The following is an 18,979-nucleotide window of genomic DNA, read 5'->3' as shown; positions in this document are numbered from 1 at the left end:
CCGGCTTTTTTACCTGCGCTAGTACGCTTGCCCCCTGACTCAACCGCAATGATGAACGTCCAGGTGGCGAAAAGGCATGTAGCGGGGCCCTGGCTCCCCGCTGAAATCGGCGAACCGGAGGCCGGAAGACAAGGGCTGGCCGCCAGGGATGGCGGCAAGAGGAGAATCGAGACAGGAGCGAGCCCCGGAACGGGCGAGCAGGTCGAGTTGAGCCGACCGCAGGCTGCAGGCCGGGAGGTGAGCGCAGTGCGCAGCACCGATTTCCGTGCGGGACCGCGGGGATTGTTAAGGGGAAGACGGTTATCTTCCCCTTAACCCGGTCACCTGGCGTCGAGGCCGCATGTTCTGCCAGGCGTCCGGTGAACGGAACCTCCGCTCAGCTGACCAGGGGACAGCTCTATACAGCGATCTACATCCCCGGGGCGCTGGCGGCGGCCTCCTGACGCCGTTTGAGCAGCGTGGCCAGCCGCTCGCCGGTCATCACGCTCAGGGCCGCGGTCGGACAAACCGCCACGCAGGCGGGACCGCCCTCGCGGCTCGCGCACAGATCGCATTTGATAATCAGCGGCGGATGCGCGGCAACGATCTCCACGGTAATGGCCCCAAAGGGGCAGGCTACCGCGCAGCTCTGGCAGCCGATGCAGCGAGACGCATCGGCCTCAACCCGATCCTCTCCCATGCTCAGCGCCGCCACCGGGCAGGCCGCCACGCAGGGGGCGTTCTCACACTGATGGCACACTACCGGCACGCTGAGGCTATCGAGACGCTGGACCTTCAGACGCGGCTGAAACATGGCTGCGGATGCGGAATGCTCCAGCGCGCAGGCGACCTCGCAGGTCCGACAGCCGATGCAGGCCTCGGCGCTGGCGATAATAAAACGGGTCATAGGCTCTCCTTTCGCTTAAACAGGTCGAGCATCTCTTCCGCCGCCCGACGCCCGGCGGCCATTGCGGTCACCACCAGATCGGCACCGTGTACCGCGTCGCCGCCGGCAAAAACTTTCTCATTGCGGGTCTGCGTGCTGGCCCGGCCCTCGCCGCCCGTGCAGATTTGCCCCCAGCGGTCGAGGTCGATCCCGTGACCGCGCAGCCAGGGCATATCGTGCGCCTGGAAGCCAAACGCCATCACCAGCACGTCGGCCGCCAGCTCAAATTCGGAACCGGCAACCGGGCGCGGGCGACGTCGCCCGTCCGGCCCCGGCTCACCCATTTCGGTACGGATCATGCTTACCGCGCGCACCGCCCCTTTACGGCCGCGGAGGATCCGCTGCGGCTGAACGTTAAACTGAAACGCCACGCCCTCTTCCCTGGCGTTGACCACCTCTTTTTTCGAACCCGGCATGCTCTGCTCATCGCGGCGGTAGGCGCAGGTCACGCTCGCCGCGCCGCGTCGAACGGCGGTGCGCAGACAGTCCATCGCCGTATCGCCGCCGCCGAGCACCACAACGTGCTTACCCTCGATATCGGTAAGCGGATACTCCCCGGACGCCTCCAGCCCCATGACTTCGCGGGTACTGGCAATCAAAAATGGCAGCGCCTGAATCACCCCCGGGGCATCTTCCCCCTCGAGGCCGGCAGCCATCAGGCCGTAGGTGCCGACGCCGAGGAACAGCGCATCGTAGTCGGCCAGCAGATCGGCGAACGCCACGTCGCGCCCCACCTCGTGGTTAAGATGGAACTGAATGCCCATGGCGCTGAAAATCTCTCTTCTGACCGCCAGCAGGCCCTTATCCAGCTTAAACGGCGGAATACCGAAGGTCAGCAGCCCGCCGATTTCCGGATGCCGGTCGAAAACGTCAACCTTTACCCCCGCGCGCGTCAGGATATCGGCGCAGCCCAGGCCCGCCGGCCCGGCGCCAATCACCGCCACCCGCTCCTCGCGAGGGCTGACATTCCCTGCCTGCGGCCGCCAGCCCATCGCCAGCGCGCTATCGGTGATATAGCGCTCGAGATTGCCGATGGTGACCGCCCCGCCCTGGGTCTTCATGGTACAGGCCCCTTCGCACAGCCGGTCCTGCGGGCACACCCGGCCGCAGATTTCCGGCAATGAGCTGCTTTGATGGCACAGCTCTGCGGCCTCGATAATCTTTCCTTCATTCACCAGGCGAATAAAATCCGGGATGTGGTTATGCAGCGGACAGGTCCAGTTGCACCACGCTTTCTGCGCGCAGTAGAGGCAGCGATCGCTCTCATATTCCGCCTCACCGGCGCCGAGTGGGTGATAGATCTCCGCGAAATGCGCCTTGCGCTCCTCGGCGGCGATCTTTTGCCCTCCCACCCGCGGCGGCTTACGCAAGAAGGCCGAACGCCGGTCGTCGCCCCGCATCCGCACCGGCTGACCCTCGGCGGCGCGGGCCTGCCTTTCACGACGCAGCTGGTTTAGCCCGGATTCATCCATCAGCCGCAGCGCCTCGGTGGGGCAGCTGCTGACGCAGGCCTGCAGGCCCGACGGATGCTGGTGACAAAGATCGCATTTCTGCGCCAGCTGCGGTGCATCCTCGCCGGCGGCCACCATCTCGATCGCGCCAAAGGGACAGGCAACGGCGCAGTTTTTACAGCCGATACACTCCGCCGGCTTAAGCTGGATGCTGTCGTTGGAGAAACAGAGCGCCTGGGTCGGGCAGGAGGCAACGCAGGGCGCATCGTTGCAGTGACGGCAGGTGGTCACTCGGCTGACGCCGCGGTGAGAAACCAGGTGGATACGCGGAAGAAAATCATGCCGCCGCTGCGGCCAGCAATCCTCGTTGTGGGCGACAGCGCAGGCCACTTCGCAAGCGTGGCAGCCGATGCAGCTCGCAGCGTCGGCAACAATAAATCGGTTCATTGGCTTCCCTTGTTATTATTCCGAAATTGACAAAGGGTCGCGATGCAATAATCAGGCGATTTTTATATTCTCAATCGTGGCAAACTTATTTTTGCGAGCAGCCTCAAAAAAATATCGCCTTCACTCGCCATAAATATCAGGGAGACGCGCTGCAGAATCATATTGTGAGTCAGAATGATTATATCCCTCTCATTATGAGACGCTATTTTCTCCACGGCGTTTTTTCTCCCACCGCGCGCGGCCGTTACCGCCTCTTTCTGTGATAGTCGACTCATTTCAACATTATTTTTCCGGCAGGAATAAAAACTGGCACTGCCTAAGCATAAGTAATAGCGAGCTTTGCACTCTCTCTATTCACCCCTCTTCCCGGTTGGCTCCTAAGCCCACCGTTGGATATTAAGGAGAAATACATTATGAGCGCCATTGATTCTCAACCACCATCGGTCACTGGTAGCCCCCACACAATTGATGAGGTGGATCGCGTCTTATCCCCGGGGAAGCTGGTCGTTCTTGGTTTGCAACACGTTCTGGTTATGTATGCTGGCGCAGTCGCCGTACCTTTAATGATTGGAGACCGGCTGGGGCTAAGCAAGGAAACGGTCGCACTGCTGATCAGCTCCGATCTGTTTTGCTGCGGCGTCGTGACCCTGCTGCAGTGTATCGGCGTCGGACGTTTTATGGGCATTCGCCTGCCGGTTATTATGTCGGTGACCTTCGCCGCCGTGACGCCGATGCTGGCCATCGGCATGAATCCCGATATCGGACTGATGGGTATTTTCGGCGCGACTATTGCGGCCGGGATAATTACCACCCTGCTGGCGCCGCTGATCGGCCGATTGATGCCGCTTTTTCCCCCGCTGGTCACCGGCGTCGTCATCACGTCCATCGGTCTGAGCATTATGCAGGTGGGGATCGACTGGGCGGCCGGAGGGAAAGGTAATCCGGAATACGGCAGTCCCATCTATCTGGGGATTTCGTTTGCCGTACTGCTGTTTATTCTGCTGGTCACCCGCTTTGCCAAAGGCTTTATGTCTAACGTCGCCGTGCTGTTAGGCATCGTTTTCGGCTTCGGCCTGTCGATGATGATGAATGAGGTTAACCTCACCGGACTGCATGACGCCCACTGGTTCGCCGTGGTCACTCCGCTGGCGTTAGGTACGCCGGTCTTCGATCCGATATCAATCATCACGATGACCGCCGTCATGATCATCGTTTTCATTGAGTCAATGGGGATGTTTCTGGCGCTTGGCGAAATTGTCGGTCGTAAGCTGACGCCGCAGGATATCATTCGCGGCCTACGCGTAGACGGCGTCGGTACCCTATTCGGCGGGCTGTTTAATAGCTTTCCGCACACCTCCTTCTCGCAGAACGTTGGCCTGGTCAGCGTCACCGGCGTCCATAGCCGCTGGGTCTGCGTGGCATCTGGCGCCATTCTGATTATCTTTGGCATGGTGCCCAAGATGGCGGTGCTGGTGGCCTCTATCCCGCAGTTCGTGCTGGGCGGTGCGGGGCTGGTGATGTTCGGCATGGTGCTGGCAACGGGGATACGTATTCTCTCCCGCATCAACTACTCCACCAATCGCTACAACCTCTATATCGTCGCCATCAGCCTTGGCGTCGGCCTGACGCCAACGCTATCGACGCAGTTTTTCTCTAAATTCCCCGAGGTACTGCAGCCGCTGCTGCACAGCGGGATCATGCTGGCTACGTTTAGCGCCGTCACCCTGAACCTGTTTTTCAACGGCTACAACAAGCACACCGGTCTGGTGCCGGAAGCCCAGGGGGCGCATCGTGCGCCGCGCACGGTGCGCATGTGGTTATTAATGCGCAAGGTTAAAAAGCAGCAGCATGAGGAGTAGCGCTGGACGGTGCGGCATCGGGGTGACCCTCTGCCGCGTTTCATTTTGCCAATAAGCACAATCGCTTGCGGAGAAACCACCATGCTACTTCGCCTGACCCTCGCCGCGACCCTACTGCTGATGATGAGCTTTCCGGCGATACAAGCGGCTGTCGATCTCGGTATCAGCAGCCGGTTTGGTTTTTTTTTGTTTTTTTAATCGCGACCTCGCTGCCGCATGATTAAAAGGAGTCCTGTCACAATGAAAATGGCGATCACCGTGTGCCCCTACTGCGCGGCCGGCTGCAAGATAAAGCTGGTGACCGAAGAGGGGCAGATTATCCGCGCCGAGCCGGCGATGGGCAAAAATAACCAGGGAACCCTGTGCCTGAAGGGCTACTACGGCTGGGACTTTATTAACGATACCCAGATCCTCACCCCGCGCCTGAAAACCCCGATGATCCGCCGCCAGCGCGGCGGCAGGCTGGAGTCCGTCTCCTGGGATGAGGCCCTCGACTACGTTGCCACGCGCCTCAGCGGGATTAAGGCCAAGTACGGCCCGGATGCCATCCAGACCACCGGCTCCTCCCGCGGCACCGGGAATGAAACCAACTATGTGATGCAAAAATTCGCGCGCGCCGTTATTGGCACCAATAACGTCGACTGCTGCGCTCGCGTCTGACACGGCCCATCGGTTGCAGGTCTGCACCAGTCGGTCGGTAACGGCGCTATGAGCAATGCCATCACCGAGATTGATAATACCGATCTCGTGTTTATCTTCGGCTATAACCCGGCCGATTCGCACCCTATCGTGGCAAATCACGTGATTAACGCCAAACGCAACGGGGCGAAGATTATCGTCTGCGATCCGCGCAAAATTGAAACCGCGCGCATTGCCGATATGCATATTGCGTTGAAAAACGGCTCCAACATTGCCCTGCTCAACGCCATCGGCCACGTCATTATTAAAGAGGATCTCTACGATAAATCCTTCGTCGCCAGCCGCTCGGAAGGCTTCGGGGAGTATCGCAAAATCGTTGAAGGCTATACGCCGGAGTCGGTGGAAGAGATAACCGGCGTCAGCGCGCAGGAGATCCGCGCCTGCGCCCGGATGTACGCCAGCGCCAAATCCGCGGCCATCCTGTGGGGCATGGGCGTCACCCAGTTCTATCAGGGCGTGGAAACCGTGCGCTCGCTGACCAGCCTGGCGATCATGACCGGCAACCTCGGCAGGCCGAGCGTCGGGGTCAACCCGGTGCGCGGGCAGAACAACGTCCAGGGCGCCTGCGATATGGGCGCCCTGCCGGATACCTATCCGGGCTACCAGTACGTTAAGTTCCCGGAAAACCGGGAGAAGTTCGCCAAAGCCTGGGGCGTGGAGAGCCTGCCGGCGCACACCGGCTACCGCATCAGCGAGCTGCCGCACCGGGCGGCGCACGGCGAAGTGCGGGCGGCCTATATTATGGGCGAAGATCCGCTGCAGACCGATGCCGAGCTCTCGGCGGTGCGTAAAGCCTTTGAAGAACTTGAGCTGGTTATCGTGCAGGATATTTTCATGACCAAAACCGCGGCGGCGGCGGACGTCATCCTGCCCTCCACCTCGTGGGGCGAGCATGAAGGCGTCTATACCGCGGCGGACCGCGGCTTGCAGCGCTTCTTTAAAGCGGTGGAGCCGCAGTGGGATCTGAAAACCGACTGGCAGATTATCAGCGAGATCGCCACCCGGATGGGCTACCCGATGCGCTACAGCAACACCCAGGAGATCTGGGACGAGCTGCGCCATCTGTGTCCGGACTTTTACGGCGCCACCTACGAGAAGATGGGCGAACTGGGCTACATCATGTGGCCATGCCGCGACGAATCCGCCGCCGACCAGGGGACCTCTTATCTGTTTAAAGAGAGGTTCGCTACCCCCAACGGGCTGGCGCAGTTCTACACCTGCGACTGGGTTGCGCCGATCGACAGGCTCACCGGGGAATATCCGATGGTGCTCTCAACGGTGCGCGAAGTCGGCCACTACTCGTGCCGCTCGATGACCGGTAACTGTGCGGCGCTGGCGGCGCTGGCGGACGAGCCGGGCTATGCGCAAATCAATACCGCCGACGCCGCGCGTCTGGGTATCGAGGATGAGGCGCTGGTGTGGGTTAACTCGCGTAAGGGCCGCATCATCACCCGCGCGCAGGTTAGCGATCGGCCGAATAAAGGGGCGGTCTATATGACCTACCAGTGGTGGATTGGCGCCTGCAACGAGCTGGTGACCGAGAACCTGAGCCCGATAACCAAAACGCCGGAGTACAAGTACTGCGCGGTTAACGTTGAGCGGATTGCCGACCAGCGCGCCGCCGAACGGTACGTCATTGATGAGTACAGTAAGCTAAAAGCCCGCCTGCGCGAAAGCGCGATGGGCTAAGTCAGACCGCTTTCCCGGGTAGCGGCGTCAATGCCCTGCCCGGTGGCGGGGCCGTCGGGAACGCGTCGCCGCCGGCGAAGAACGCCCTCAGAAGAACGCGGATTTCAGCCGCCGCCGGCCGGTCATTACACCGTATAAATGCGGATGTCGTGCTCGCGAAAGGTAGCGCTGTACTCGCGGCTGACGTTTTCTTCCACCACCAGCACATCGATAGCGCCGCTTTCAACCACCACAAAGCGGGCCACCGCCGGGATCTTGTCAGACGTCAGGCCAACAATAATTTCGCTACACTGCCTGATAACCGCTTTCTTAAATTCGCAGTCCGCGTAGTCAAATCCCGTCAGACCGGACTCCGGCGCCATCGCGCAGCCGCCGATAAACCCCTGGTCAAAGAGGATCCCCTGCAGCTGCGCCACCGCCGAGGTGCCGACGCATCCCCCGGACGCCCGCTGTATCTGTCCGCCGAGAATCACCACGTCATAGAGCGGTTTTTTTAGCAATACGGCGGCTATTTCCGGCGAGTTCGTCACCACCGTCAGCGCCAGCTCGGCGGGCAGCGCCTCGGCCATCGCCAGGTTGGTGGTGCCGGTATCGATGAAAATGCAGCCGCCGGGCTTTACCAGCCTTGCGCATTGTTGCGCGATTCTGAGCTTTGTTGCCGCGTTTTTATCTTTGCGTTCGCTATAGTCACCGGCCTCCGGCAGGTTCATCACCGCCCCGCCGTAGACCTTTTTGCAGAACCCGCCTTTGCTAAGTTCATGTAAATCACGGCGAATTGTGTGTTCCGAGACGTTCAGCCTGGTCGCCAGTTCGGCGCAAACCACCCTGCCGTTCTCCTGCAGGATCTGGCAAATGAGCGCTTGTCGCTGCTGAGGGAATGCTGCATAATCGAGCATGTAACATCCTTTTAGTTAGGTAATCGAGCATTAGTGAGCATGATCATGCATCTGCTCTCCCTCTGTCAACACGCGTCAGGAGATATTCACGATGAAAGTAGCCCATATCGCGCTTTGGACCCGTCAGCTTGAGCAGCAGGCCCGCTTCTGGGTCGACTTCTTTGCCGGCGAGATTAACGATAAGTACTGCAGCCAGACGAATCACGGCTTTGCCTCCTACTTTGTGAAGATCGGCGACAATATTGCCATCGAGCTGATGACCAAGCCGGGGCTCAGCGAAGGGACGGCGGATAATAATCACACCGGCTGGGTGCACCTGGCCATTGCGGTGGGCGGAGCAGAAAAAGTTGATCTACTGGCGCAGCGCGCCGACGCGCAGGATATTTTAGTCTCGCCGCCGCGTACCACCGGCGACGGCTACTATGAAGCGGTGATCAAAGACCCCGATGGCAATCTGATTGAAATCGTCGCATAGTCGTCTCTGACATCCGAACCGACCAGGAGCGCGCCGTGCCCGCCTACCACGTTATCGACAGGGAAACCTGGCATCGCCGAGAGCATTTCGAATTTTATCGCACCTTTGCCAACCCCAGCTTTAACCTCTGCGTACCGCTTGAAGCGCAACGGCTGTACGAATGCGCCAAAGACCGGCAGGTCTCCTTTTTCCAGCTGGCGCTCTACGCCCTGCTGCGGGCGGCCAACGCGATTCCTGAGCTCAAACAGCGGATGCTGGGCGACGAGATTATTGAATACGATGAGCTAGCAGTAATGACGCCGGTGATGACCGCTCAGGAGGGGTTTCGCCAGGTGTGGTGCGACAACGCCGCCGATTTTGCCGCCTTTAGCCGGGCGGCAACTCCGAGCATTGAGGCGGCAAAAACCACCGATCCGGCGCCGCTTATCGTCAACGGGGAGCACTTCTTCTGCGCCAGCTGCCTGCCGTGGCTGCATTTCAGCGCCATCACCCATGCCGAATATTATGTCGGCGCCGCAGTGCCCGCCCTCACCTGGGGCAAACTGAAAAACGGCGTAATACCGGTCGCGGTTAAGTTCAACCACGCCTTCGTTGACGGCCTGCACGCCAGCCGCTTCTTCGCCGCAATAGAGGCAGGGTTTGCCGATCCGGACGCGCTATGGCGGCCGCTGCCCTGAAATACTGGCCCGCGGGCTGTCGCAAATGCAGCAGCCCGCGTTCAGCCCAGCCGCATTTGCAGCATCCCCCCCGGCGGGAGAAAATCTAACTCATTGATTTTAAGCTAAATAAAAATTTAATTTTCTGGCACAGCCTTTGCTATCTGATTATATAACTCTTTGGAATTATAGATTATTTATTTATCTATTTTTTGCATATAGCACAGTAATCAGGATGGGATCAGCATGCCAGAAAGCACACAGCCGGTTAGTTACACCCGTTTCGCCCCGCGGGCATACGTTATCAGCAGCGATGAAGAAGCGGTGGCCATCGCCCATGAGATAGCGCTGGTGCTGCGGCCCGGCGCCGCCGAGCGCGACCGCAGCGGCTTTGTGCCCCCCGAGATCGTTGATACCTTTTCCAATAGCGGGCTGTGGGGCATTACCGTGCCGCGCCGCTGGGGCGGGGCCGAAGTCTCTGCCGCTACGCTGGCGGAGGTTATCGCCATTATCTCCGCCGCCGACCCGTCGCTGGGGCAAATCCCGCAGAACCACTACTGCCTGCTGGAGGATATTCGCCTGCAGGGCAGCGATGAGCAGCGCGACTTCTTCTTTAACCTCGTCCTGCAGGGGCACCGCTTTGCCAACGCCCTCTCAGAAACCGGGGGTAAAACGGTTCTCGATATCCGCACCCGGCTGGAGGCGCGCGCGGAGGGACTGTATATCAACGGCCGCAAAGGCTACTGCACCGGCTCGCTCTACGCCCACTGGATCGGCATTCTGGCGCTCGATGCCGACGACAACGCGCAGCTGGCGTTTGTCCCTCGCGACAGCGCCGGGCTGACCGTGGTCGACGACTGGGCCTGCCTCGGCCAGCGCAACACCGCCAGCGGGACGGTGCTGGCCGAGGATCTGGCGGTCCAGCCGTTCCATCTGTTTCCGACGTGGCAATCCTACGCCACCCCCACGCTCGCCGGCCCCTTCGCGCAGCTCACCACCGCCGCCATCGATGCCGGCATCGCCCGGGCGGCACTCAACGACACGGTGGCGTTCGTGCGCGAGTTCGCCCGGCCGTGGATTGACGCCGGGGTAGAACGCGCCGGCGACGACCCGCTCACCATCTACCATATCGGGCAGATCGACAGCCGGCTGGCCGCCGCCGAGGCGCTGCTGGAGCGGGCGGGGAAAACCCTCGATCGCTACCGCCACGCGCTGAACGAGGAGAACGTCGCCCTGGCTTCGGTGGCCGTCGCCCGCGCAAAGGTCTTCACCACCGAAGTGGCGCTGGAGGCCGCCAGCCGCCTGTTTGAGCTCAGCGGCACCCGCGCCGCCGCCAGCGGCAATAACCTCGATCGCCACTGGCGCAACGCCCGCGTCCATACCCTACACGACCCGGTGCGCTGGAAATATCAGCTGCTGGGCAACTGGGTGCTGAACGGCGTTCGCCCGCAGCGCCACGACTGGAACTAGGGTGGCGACGGTGCTGGAATTTTTTGCCGAAATCGACTGGAGCGACGTCGCGCAGGCCGCTATCGATACCCTGACGATGCTGGGCTGGTCGCTGGGCTTTACCGTCCTGATTGGCCTGCCGCTGGGGATCGTGCTCTATCTGACCGGCCAGCCCCGGCTGCTGCACGCCCCGCGGCTTTACCGCCTGCTGTCGCTGGCCGTCAACGTGCTGCGCTCGCTGCCGTTTATCATTTTGCTGATCGTGATGATCCCGGTCACTACCTTCATTACCGGCACCTCGCTGGGGGTGCAGGGCACCATTCCGCCGCTGGTCGTCGGCTGCGCGCCCTTCTTCGCCCGGCTGGTCGAAACGGCGCTGCGCGAAGTCGATCACGGGCTGGTGGAGGCCAGCTGGTCGATGGGCGGCAACACCTGGCAGCTGATCTGGCATACCCTGCTGCCCGAGTCGCGTTCGGGGCTGGTGGCCGCGGTGACCGTCACCGCCATTCTGCTGGTGGACTACACCTCAATGGCGGGGGTGATTGGCGGCGGCGGACTCGGTGACCTGGCGATCCGCTTTGGCTATCAGCGCTTTCAGACCGACGTCATGGTCGTCACCGTGCTGCTGCTGATTGCCCTGGTGCAGATATTACAAATGAGCGGCGACCGCCTCGTGCGGTCAATAAGCCACAAATAAAGGATGCCCGCCCTCTTCCCGCTGCCGCAGCCGGTTGACGGGCATCCGTTGCGCAAACATGAAAGGAAAAGATGATGAAAAAAACGCTTATCGCCGCCGGGCTGCTGGCCCTGTTCTCTTTCTCGGCCGCCGCCAGTGAAACGCTGACCGTCGGCGCCACGCCGGTGCCGCACGCCGAGATCCTCGAATTCGTCAAACCGGCGCTGGCGAAAGAAGGGGTCGATTTAAAAATTAAAGTCTTCAACGACTTTATTCAGCCTAACCAGCAGCTGGCGGAAAAGAACCTCGACGCCAACTACTACCAGTACCGGCCGTTCCTCGATAACTACAACCAGACCCGGCACACCAATCTGCTGCCGGTGGTGGGCGTCCATATCGAACCGTTTGGCGCCTACTCCAGCAAATATAAATCGATTAAAGAGGTACCGGACGGCGCCACCATCGCCATCCCCAACGATCCGGTCAATACCGGCCGCGCGCTGGTGATGCTCAGCAACGCGGGGCTCATCACCCTGAAAAACCCGCAGGACCCGCAGTCGGCCACCCGGGATATCGTCAATAACCCGCATCGTTTTAAAATCCGCGAGCTGGAGGGGGCGATGCTGGCGCGGGCGGTGAATCAGGTCGACCTGGCGTTTATCTTCGCCAACTACGCCCTGGAGGCCGGAATCGATACCGACAAGGCGCTGCTGGTGGAAAAAGGCAGCGATCTGTACGTCGAGTACCTGGTGGCCCGCCCCGACAACATCAACGATCCGGGGATCCAGAAGCTGGCGAAGGCCCTGCACTCCGAGGCGGTTCGCAACTTCATCCTCACCCGCTATAAGGGCAAAATTCTGCCCGGTTTCTAACCGCTGACATCCACCCGGCAGCGCCACCGCTGCCGCCATTTGCTGGCTAACGGAGGAGAATACCGTGACCAATGCGCCCAGCGCGGTACCGCATATTGAGTTAACCCACATCGGCAAAGCCTATCCCAACGGCGTTCGGGCGCTGCAGGATATCAACCTGACGATTCACCAGGGCGAAATCTTCGGCATTATCGGGCGCAGCGGCGCCGGGAAATCCACCCTGCTGCGCCTGTTTAACCGCCTGGAAAGCGCCGACAGCGGCGAAATCATTATTCACGGCGAGCCGACCCGCCGCTATGCCCCCACCCAGCTGCGGGATCTGCGTCGCCGGGTGGCGATGATCTTTCAGCATTTCAATTTGATGTCGACGAAGACCGTGGCGCAGAACGTCGAGCTGCCGCTAAAAATGGCCGGCGTTCCCCGGGACGAAAGACGGCGGCGGGTCGACGAAATGCTTGAGCTGGTGGGCCTTAGCGCCCTGCGCGACAGCTGGCCGTCGCGGCTCTCCGGCGGCCAAAAGCAGCGCACCGGTATCGCCCGCGCGCTGGTCACCCAGCCGGAGATCCTGCTGTGCGACGAGGCGACCTCGGCGCTCGACCCGGAGAATACCTACGCCGTGCTGGCGCTGCTGCGAGAGATAAACCAGCGCCTCGGCCTGACCATTATCCTTATCACCCACGAGATGGACGTGATCCGTACGCTGTGCGATCGGGTGGCGGTGCTCGAACAAGGAAAAATTATTGAACAGGGCGAAGTGTGGCAGATTTTTGGCAATCCGCAGCACGAGGTCACCCGCAGCATGACCGGGACGCTGCATCCCGCGCGCCCCGGCGAGCCGGAGGCGCTGGCCGCCGGTCGCCAGGTGGTGACGCTGCACTTTGACGGCAGCAGCGGGCGGGAGCCCAATTTACAGCAGATCGCCGGCCTGCTCGGGGCCCAGGCCAGCCTGCTCTCCAGCAGCTGCGAGCATATCCAGGGGCGAACCATCGGCCAGATTCGGGTACGCCTGGCGCAGCCGCTGGACCTCGCCGCGCTGCGCCAGCACGGCTGGGTAGCGGACCGCTTCACCCTCGGCACGGAGGTGATAGCGTAAATCACTACACCTTAGCTAAAATCCGGCATTTTAATGCTGTATTATTGCTAATTCCAATTCGCTATAAATCATAGCGTTTCGATGTTAGACAGCCGGAGGTGCGGCTCTTATCTTTCGTCATGAATTGTAAATTTAAGCGCAATTATTTGATGAGGGAGCACTTTTGTCCAGATTACTGCCCGGATTAAAAACCAAACGTTCGCGATTCTCGCTGGCTCTGAAAATCGCGCTCCTTGGCGGCGCGGTGGCATTTTCTTCTGCCGCCAGCGCGGACGATATTTTACAGGAAGGGATCACCCCGGCTACCGATGTCAGCCAGATCCCGGCCTCCGCGAAGCTGCGTAAAGACACCGTAGTCGCCGGCATTTCCGAGCCGCAGGGCATCTTTAACCCCTATTTCTTCGTTAACGGCTGGGACGAAAACGTCACCAACGTCATTTTTTCGCGGCTGATTGACTGGGACAGCCACGGTAACCTGGTCCCTGGGCTGGCCGAAAGCTGGACCGTCAGCGCCGATAACAAGGTTTACACCATCAAGCTGCGCCCCAATCTGACCTTCAGCGACGGCTCGCCGCTTACCGCCGAAGACGTGGCCTTTACGCTCACCGTCCTGCTGGACCCCAAATACGACGGCGATACCGACATCACGCTCGCCAATATTACCGGCGGCGCTGAATACAAAGCCGGTACGGCAGACAGCGTGAGCGGTCTGAAGGTGATCGACCCGCTGACGCTGCAGGTGACCACCAGCGAACCGGGCGCCACCACGCTTGCCAAAATCGGCGGCCCGGTGCTCTCCAAAGCTTACTACGGCAAGGGATATCAGCGTGGCCAGCTCGACTATCTGCGCACGCTGCACGGCAAGCCGCTGGGCAACGGCCCCTACGTCTACGATAAGTATCTCCCGGGCCAGGAGATCCGCTTCCACGCCAACAGCCATTACTATCGCGGTACGCCGCCGACGCCGCGCTTTATCTATCGCGTCACCAATCCATCCACCAACTTCCAGCTGTTCCAGACCGGCGAGACCGATTACGACGCCTTTACCTCGCGTCCGGACGATATCGAACAGCTGAAAATGCTCGGCTTCGCCAACATCAACCTCTATGGCTCCAGCGACTACAGCCAGGTTGAATTCAACGTCCGCCGCCCGGCGCTGCAGGATGTCAAAGTGCGCCAGGCGCTGATTTACGGCCTCGACCGGCAGAAGCTGATTGACGTGGTGTATCAGGGCTACGGCAAGGTCGCCATTGAGCCCATCGCCCCGATCTCCTGGGCCTACAACGCTGAAGGCGTCAATCCGTATAAATACGATCCGGCACAGGCGAAGAAGCTGCTGGATGAGGCGGGCTGGAAGCCCGGTCCGGACGGCATCCGGGTGAAAGACGGCCGGCGCCTGGAGCTGACGCTGCTGGTCAGCAAGAAGGTGCTCAACGATGCGCTGATCCCCATCGCCAAAGAGAACTGGCAGCAGATTGGCGTCCTGCTGAAGCCGCAGGTGGTGGACTTCAACGCCCTGATGGCCCAGCGCAAATCGGGTAACTACGATCTGGCCTCCTTCAGCACCAGCACGCTGAACGACCCGCACGACGGGGTGTGGGACTTCTACAGCAGCGAGGCGAAAGAGTCGGGCTATCACAATCCGCAGGTCGATAAGCTAATTAGCCAGGGCAATTCGGTGCTCGACGTCAACCAGCGCAAGCCGATTTACCACCAGCTGTACAAAGTGCTGGCGGAAGACCCGCCGGTTATCTTCCTCGGCTATCGCGAGATCCTCTCCGCCAGCAGCGCCAGGGTCAGCGGCTTTAAGCCGGATATCTATAACGGTCTGACCGGCAGCCTGCCGGACGTGAAAATCGCCAGGTAAATATCGTCCCCGCCGGGGTTCACCGGCGGGGAACGTGAGAATGTTATGAGAAATTTTATCCTCAGACGGCTGCTGCAGACCCTGCCGATGCTGCTGCTGGCCTCCCTGATCATCTTTATGCTGTTCGCTAAAACTCCGGGCGACTTTATCGACGGTAATATCACCCTTACCGCCGCCCGCGCCGCCGAGCTGAAGGCGATCTACGGCCTCGACCAGCCCCTGTTCACCCGCTATCTGCACTGGCTGGGCCAGCTGCTGCGCGGCGACCTGGGCTTCTCGCTGCAGTACCAGATCCCGGTCAGCCAGCTGCTCAACCAGTACGTGTGGAACTCCTTTCTGCTGGCCAGCGTCGCGCTGGTTTTCTACTGGGGCATCGGCCTGACGGTGGGCATCGTTTCGGCCATGAAGCCCAACTCGCTGTTCGACCATCTGGTCAGCATCGCCGTCTTCGCCGCCATGTCCTTCCCGACCTTTTTCCTCTGCCTGCTGCTGATTAAGTGGTTCGCCGTCGATCTGCACTGGCTACCGCCGGGCGGCATGACCAACACCGGCAGCGACGATCGCGGCTGGGCCTATATCCTGCAGGTAGCGGCGCATCTGGCGCTGCCGGTGCTGGCGCTGGTGATGCTGCAGGCCGGTAGCCTGACCCGCTACTTTCGCGCCAGCATGCTCGAGGTGGTGAAAATGGATTTTATCCGCACCGCCCGCGCCAAGGGGCTGCGCGAACGCACGGTCATCTTCAGGCACGCGCTGCGCAACGCCCTGCTGCCGATTATCACCCTGCTCGGCTTTGAGCTGCCGGGGCTGTTTTCCGGCGCCATCATCACCGAAAAAGTCTTCAACTGGCCGGGAGCGGGCCATATTCATATCGACTCGCTGGCCGCCCGCGACTATCCGGTGCTGATGGGCTTTACCCTGTTTCTGGCGGTGCTAACGATCCTCGGCAACCTGATTGCCGACGTACTCTACGCGTGGGCCGACCCGCGAATCCGAGTGAGGTCCTGATGCTCAGTTCCCTGTTTTCAACCAACCGTCGCCTGCGTAAAGCGACGATCCCGACGCTGGCGCAGATAGCGCCCTCCCCCTGGCGCCAGGCCTGGCAGGCGCTGAAGCGCAACCGGCTGGCGATGCTGTGTCTGCTCATCCTGCTGCTGATGGCGGCATGGTGCGTCCTCGGTCCCCTGTGGTCGCCGTGGAAAGATGACGCCACCGACGTGCTGATGATCAACAAGCCGCCCGGCGCCGAACACTGGCTGGGTACCGATTTCCTCGGCCGCGACGTCTATACCCGCCTGCTGCTGGCCGGGCGGATCTCGCTGATTATCGGCCTTCTGACCATGCTGCTGTCGGTGACCCTCGGCTATCTGCTCGGCGCGGTCTCCGGCTACGCCGGCGGGCTGACCGACCGGCTGATCATGCGCCTGGCGGACCTGGTGATGACCATTCCCGGCCTGCCGCTGCTGATTGTCGCCGGGGCGATGCTCTCGGAGCTCGATTTCTCCCCGGAGTCGCGGATCTACATGGTGGTGATAATGCTGAGCCTGCTGGAGTGGCCGAAGCTGGCCCGGCTGGTGCGCGGCCAGTGCCTGTCGCTGCGCGAACGCGACTTTATGCTGGCCACCCGGGTGCTGGGCCTGTCGGCGCGCCGCCGCCTGTTTGGCCATCTGCTGCCGAATACCATTCCGATACTGGTGGTGATGGCGACGATGGCGGTCGCCAACGCCATTCTGAGCGAGTCGGCCCTGAGCTATCTCGGGCTCGGCGTGGTGCCGCCCACCCCGTCGTGGGGCAACATGATGGACGCCGCCAACAGCCTGATCGACTTCCAGCGCCGCCCGTGGCTGTGGATGCCGCCGGGGCTGGCTATTTTTATCACCGTTATCGCCATTAACGTGCTGGGCGACGGCCTGCGCGACGCGATGGACCCCAAAATGAAACAGAGGCTCAAATGAGCACGCCGCTAATCACCTTTAACCAGCTTTCGGTCTCCTTTGCCGGCGAAACAAACCGCGTACGGGCGGTGCAGGAGGTCTCTTTCGCCATTCATGCCGGGCAAACCGTCGGCGTGGTCGGCGAGTCCGGCTGCGGCAAAAGCGTCACCGCGATGTCGCTGATGGGCCTGCTGCCGCCCCAGGCGGCGCGCGTCGACGGCGGAGAGATTCTGTTCAACGGCGAGGATCTGCTGCGCCTGAAGGCGGGCAAAATGGCCGACCTGCGCGGCAACCGGCTGGCGATGATCTTCCAGGAGCCGATGAGCGCGCTCAATCCGGTATTCACCATCGGCGAGCAGCTGTGCGAACCGCTGATCCGCCATCGCGGTGAATCGGCAAAGGCCGCCTGGCAGCACGCTACGCGGCTGATTAGCGACGTCGGCCTGGCGCGGGCGGAGAGCCTGATGAACAGCTACCCGCACCAGCTCTCCGGCGGGATGCTGCAGCGCATCATGATCGCGATGGCCCTGAGCTGCGAACCGCAGCTGCTGATTGCCGACGAGCCCACCACCGCCCTGGACGTCACCGTGCAGGCGCAGATCCTCCAGCTGCTGCGCGAGCGCTCCCGGGCCAGCCGGATGGCGATGATGCTGATCACTCACGACCTCGGCGTGATTGCGCAAATGGCGGAGCACGTAGTGGTGATGTACGCCGGCAGGGTCGTTGAGCAGGGCCCGACGGCCGGGATACTGCGCCATCCTCAGCACCCCTATACCCAGGGGCTGATTGCCTCCCGCCCGGTGCCCGGCGAGCGCCGGCGCCGCCTCTACTCGATCCCCGGCCAGGTGCCGGATCTGGCCGCCCTGCCGCCGTACTGCGCCTTTGCCGACCGCTGCGCGCGCGCCAGCGAACGCTGCCGCCAGGGGATCCCCCCGCTGGCGGGCAACGCCCGGCAGGTCGCCTGTTTTCATCCTGAGCTCGCGGAGGTCGTGGCATGAGCAGTGAATACGTCATTGAAGTCGAAGGGCTTAAAAAACACTTCCCGCTGCGCGACGGGCTGTTCGGGCAGCAAACCGGCGAGCTGCGGGCGGTGGACGGCGTGAGCTTTAAGATCCGTCCGGGGACCATTTTCGGCCTGGTGGGGGAATCCGGCAGCGGCAAAACTACCGTCGGGCGCACCCTGCTCGGGCTGTATGAGAAAACCGCGGGCAGCGTCAGGTATCGCGGCCGCGAGCTCAGCGCGCTCTCCCCGCGCGAAATGCGGGCGCTGCGGCCGAAAATCCAGCTGGTCTTTCAGGACCCCTACAGTTCGCTGAACCCGCGAATTCGCATCGGCGACGCCATCGGCGAGGCGATGCTGGAGCACGGGCTGTGCAGCAAGGCGGAGCTGTATGACCGAACTATTGCGGTCATGCAGATTTGCGGCCTCGCGCCGCAGCATTACAACCGTTTTCCGCACGAATTTTCCGGCGGCCAGCGCCAGCGTATCGGCATCGCCAGGGCGCTGATCCTCAACCCGGATTTCATCATCGCCGACGAGCCGATCTCGGCGCTGGACGTCTCCATCCAGGCGCAGATTATTAACCTCTTTTCCGACCTGCGCGACGACCTGGGGGTCACGTTCCTGTTTATCTCCCACGACCTCGGGGTGGTGGAGCATCTGTGCGATGACGTGGCGGTGATGTATCTCGGACAGCTGGTGGAGACCGCTAGCCGCGACGCGCTGTTTGCCCGGCCGCTGCATCCCTATACGCAGGCGCTGCTGGCGGCGGTGCCCACCTTAGACCCGCTGCATGAACCGGCGGTCGCGATGCAGGGCGAGATCCCTGACCCGTCAAACCCGCCGCCCGGCTGCCGCTTCTCCTCCCGCTGCCCGCAGGCCAGCGAGCGCTGCCGCCGGGAGGTCCCCGTCCTCAGGGAGGTCGCCGCGGGGCATCACGTCGCCTGCCACGCCGTTTAGTTCGTCCGGCCCGGCTGCGGGCGAAAAAAAACCT

16 protein-coding genes are annotated in these 18,979 nt (G+C 61.5%); 13 read left to right on the top strand and 3 right to left on the bottom strand.

The features are described 5' to 3' along the window. Nucleotides 1–409: 409 nt before the first annotated feature. Nucleotides 410–886 (bottom strand): 4Fe-4S dicluster domain-containing protein, encoded by a 477-nt coding sequence (locus M2416_RS07990; RefSeq protein WP_259223162.1) that lies wholly within the window; start codon nucleotides 884–886, stop codon nucleotides 410–412. After that, complete coding sequence (gene ygfT, locus M2416_RS07985; protein WP_041145944.1) at nucleotides 883–2,823, bottom strand: formate-dependent uric acid utilization protein YgfT; 1,941 nt, start codon at nucleotides 2,821–2,823, stop codon at nucleotides 883–885. Before ygfT ends, M2416_RS07990 begins: the two co-directional genes overlap by 4 nt. Before the next feature lie 413 nt (nucleotides 2,824–3,236). Between ygfT and M2416_RS07980 the strand changes: the two genes are divergently transcribed. Next, nucleotides 3,237–4,682: a nucleobase:cation symporter-2 family protein gene (locus M2416_RS07980; RefSeq protein ID WP_076946694.1), complete on the top strand. Its 1,446-nt coding sequence runs from the start codon at nucleotides 3,237–3,239 to the stop codon at nucleotides 4,680–4,682. A 240-nt stretch (nucleotides 4,683–4,922) separates the two neighbouring features. Further along, on the top strand, nucleotides 4,923–7,070 hold the full coding sequence (gene fdhF / locus M2416_RS07975; RefSeq protein WP_259223154.1) for a formate dehydrogenase subunit alpha: 2,148 nt from the start codon (nucleotides 4,923–4,925) through the stop codon (nucleotides 7,068–7,070). Nucleotides 7,071–7,195: 125 nt separating this feature from the next. Here the strand turns inward: fdhF and M2416_RS07970 are convergent, their stop codons facing one another. Next, complete coding sequence (locus M2416_RS07970) at nucleotides 7,196–7,966, bottom strand: DeoR/GlpR family DNA-binding transcription regulator (protein WP_041145949.1); 771 nt, start codon at nucleotides 7,964–7,966, stop codon at nucleotides 7,196–7,198. Between the two features lie 91 nt (nucleotides 7,967–8,057). Between M2416_RS07970 and M2416_RS07965 the strand changes: the two genes are divergently transcribed. From M2416_RS07965 to M2416_RS07915, 11 genes are all read left to right on the top strand, one after another. After that, entirely contained in the window at nucleotides 8,058–8,441 is a 384-nt protein-coding gene (locus M2416_RS07965; protein ID WP_259223152.1) for a VOC family protein, read from the top strand. 35 nt (nucleotides 8,442–8,476) lie between these two features. Continuing rightward, nucleotides 8,477–9,118, top strand: coding sequence for a CatA-like O-acetyltransferase, family 1 (locus M2416_RS07960; RefSeq protein WP_259223150.1), 642 nt, complete (start codon nucleotides 8,477–8,479; stop codon nucleotides 9,116–9,118). A gap of 225 nt (nucleotides 9,119–9,343) precedes the next feature. Next, nucleotides 9,344–10,567, top strand: coding sequence for an SfnB family sulfur acquisition oxidoreductase (locus tag M2416_RS07955; RefSeq protein WP_259223148.1), 1,224 nt, complete (start codon nucleotides 9,344–9,346; stop codon nucleotides 10,565–10,567). 10 nt (nucleotides 10,568–10,577) lie between these two features. Then, a complete protein-coding gene (locus M2416_RS07950; RefSeq protein ID WP_374761789.1) occupies nucleotides 10,578–11,243 on the top strand; it encodes a methionine ABC transporter permease in 666 nt (221 codons plus the stop codon). Between the two features lie 74 nt (nucleotides 11,244–11,317). After that, entirely contained in the window at nucleotides 11,318–12,094 is a 777-nt protein-coding gene (locus tag M2416_RS07945) for a MetQ/NlpA family ABC transporter substrate-binding protein (RefSeq protein WP_041145954.1), read from the top strand. A 64-nt stretch (nucleotides 12,095–12,158) separates the two neighbouring features. Beyond that, nucleotides 12,159–13,187 (top strand): methionine ABC transporter ATP-binding protein, encoded by a 1,029-nt coding sequence (locus M2416_RS07940; protein ID WP_259223143.1) that lies wholly within the window; start codon nucleotides 12,159–12,161, stop codon nucleotides 13,185–13,187. A gap of 163 nt (nucleotides 13,188–13,350) precedes the next feature. Further along, nucleotides 13,351–15,054 carry an ABC transporter substrate-binding protein gene (locus M2416_RS07935; RefSeq protein WP_259223141.1) on the top strand — a complete coding sequence of 568 codons (1,704 nt, stop codon included), beginning with the start codon at nucleotides 13,351–13,353 and terminating at the stop codon, nucleotides 15,052–15,054. Nucleotides 15,055–15,099: 45 nt separating this feature from the next. Then, the gene (locus tag M2416_RS07930) at nucleotides 15,100–16,059 is read left to right on the top strand and encodes an ABC transporter permease (RefSeq protein WP_041145957.1); all 960 of its coding nucleotides are present in this window, start codon (nucleotides 15,100–15,102) and stop codon (nucleotides 16,057–16,059) included. After that, nucleotides 16,059–17,006, top strand: a complete 948-nt coding sequence (gene opp4C / locus M2416_RS07925; protein WP_076948176.1) for an oligopeptide ABC transporter permease — start codon at nucleotides 16,059–16,061, stop codon at nucleotides 17,004–17,006. The genes M2416_RS07930 and opp4C overlap by 1 nt, the downstream gene beginning before the upstream one ends. Then, nucleotides 17,003–17,983: an ABC transporter ATP-binding protein gene (locus tag M2416_RS07920; RefSeq protein WP_259223136.1), complete on the top strand. Its 981-nt coding sequence runs from the start codon at nucleotides 17,003–17,005 to the stop codon at nucleotides 17,981–17,983. The genes opp4C and M2416_RS07920 overlap by 4 nt, the downstream gene beginning before the upstream one ends. Continuing rightward, complete coding sequence (locus M2416_RS07915; RefSeq protein ID WP_259223134.1) at nucleotides 17,980–18,945, top strand: ABC transporter ATP-binding protein; 966 nt, start codon at nucleotides 17,980–17,982, stop codon at nucleotides 18,943–18,945. The genes M2416_RS07920 and M2416_RS07915 overlap by 4 nt, the downstream gene beginning before the upstream one ends. Nucleotides 18,946–18,979 lie beyond the last annotated feature (34 nt).

It is taken from the genome of Klebsiella sp. BIGb0132, from assembly GCF_024810075.1.
GTDB lineage: Bacteria > Pseudomonadota > Gammaproteobacteria > Enterobacterales > Enterobacteriaceae > Klebsiella > Klebsiella terrigena.
This window is presented reverse-complemented; position numbering and strand designations above follow the sequence as displayed.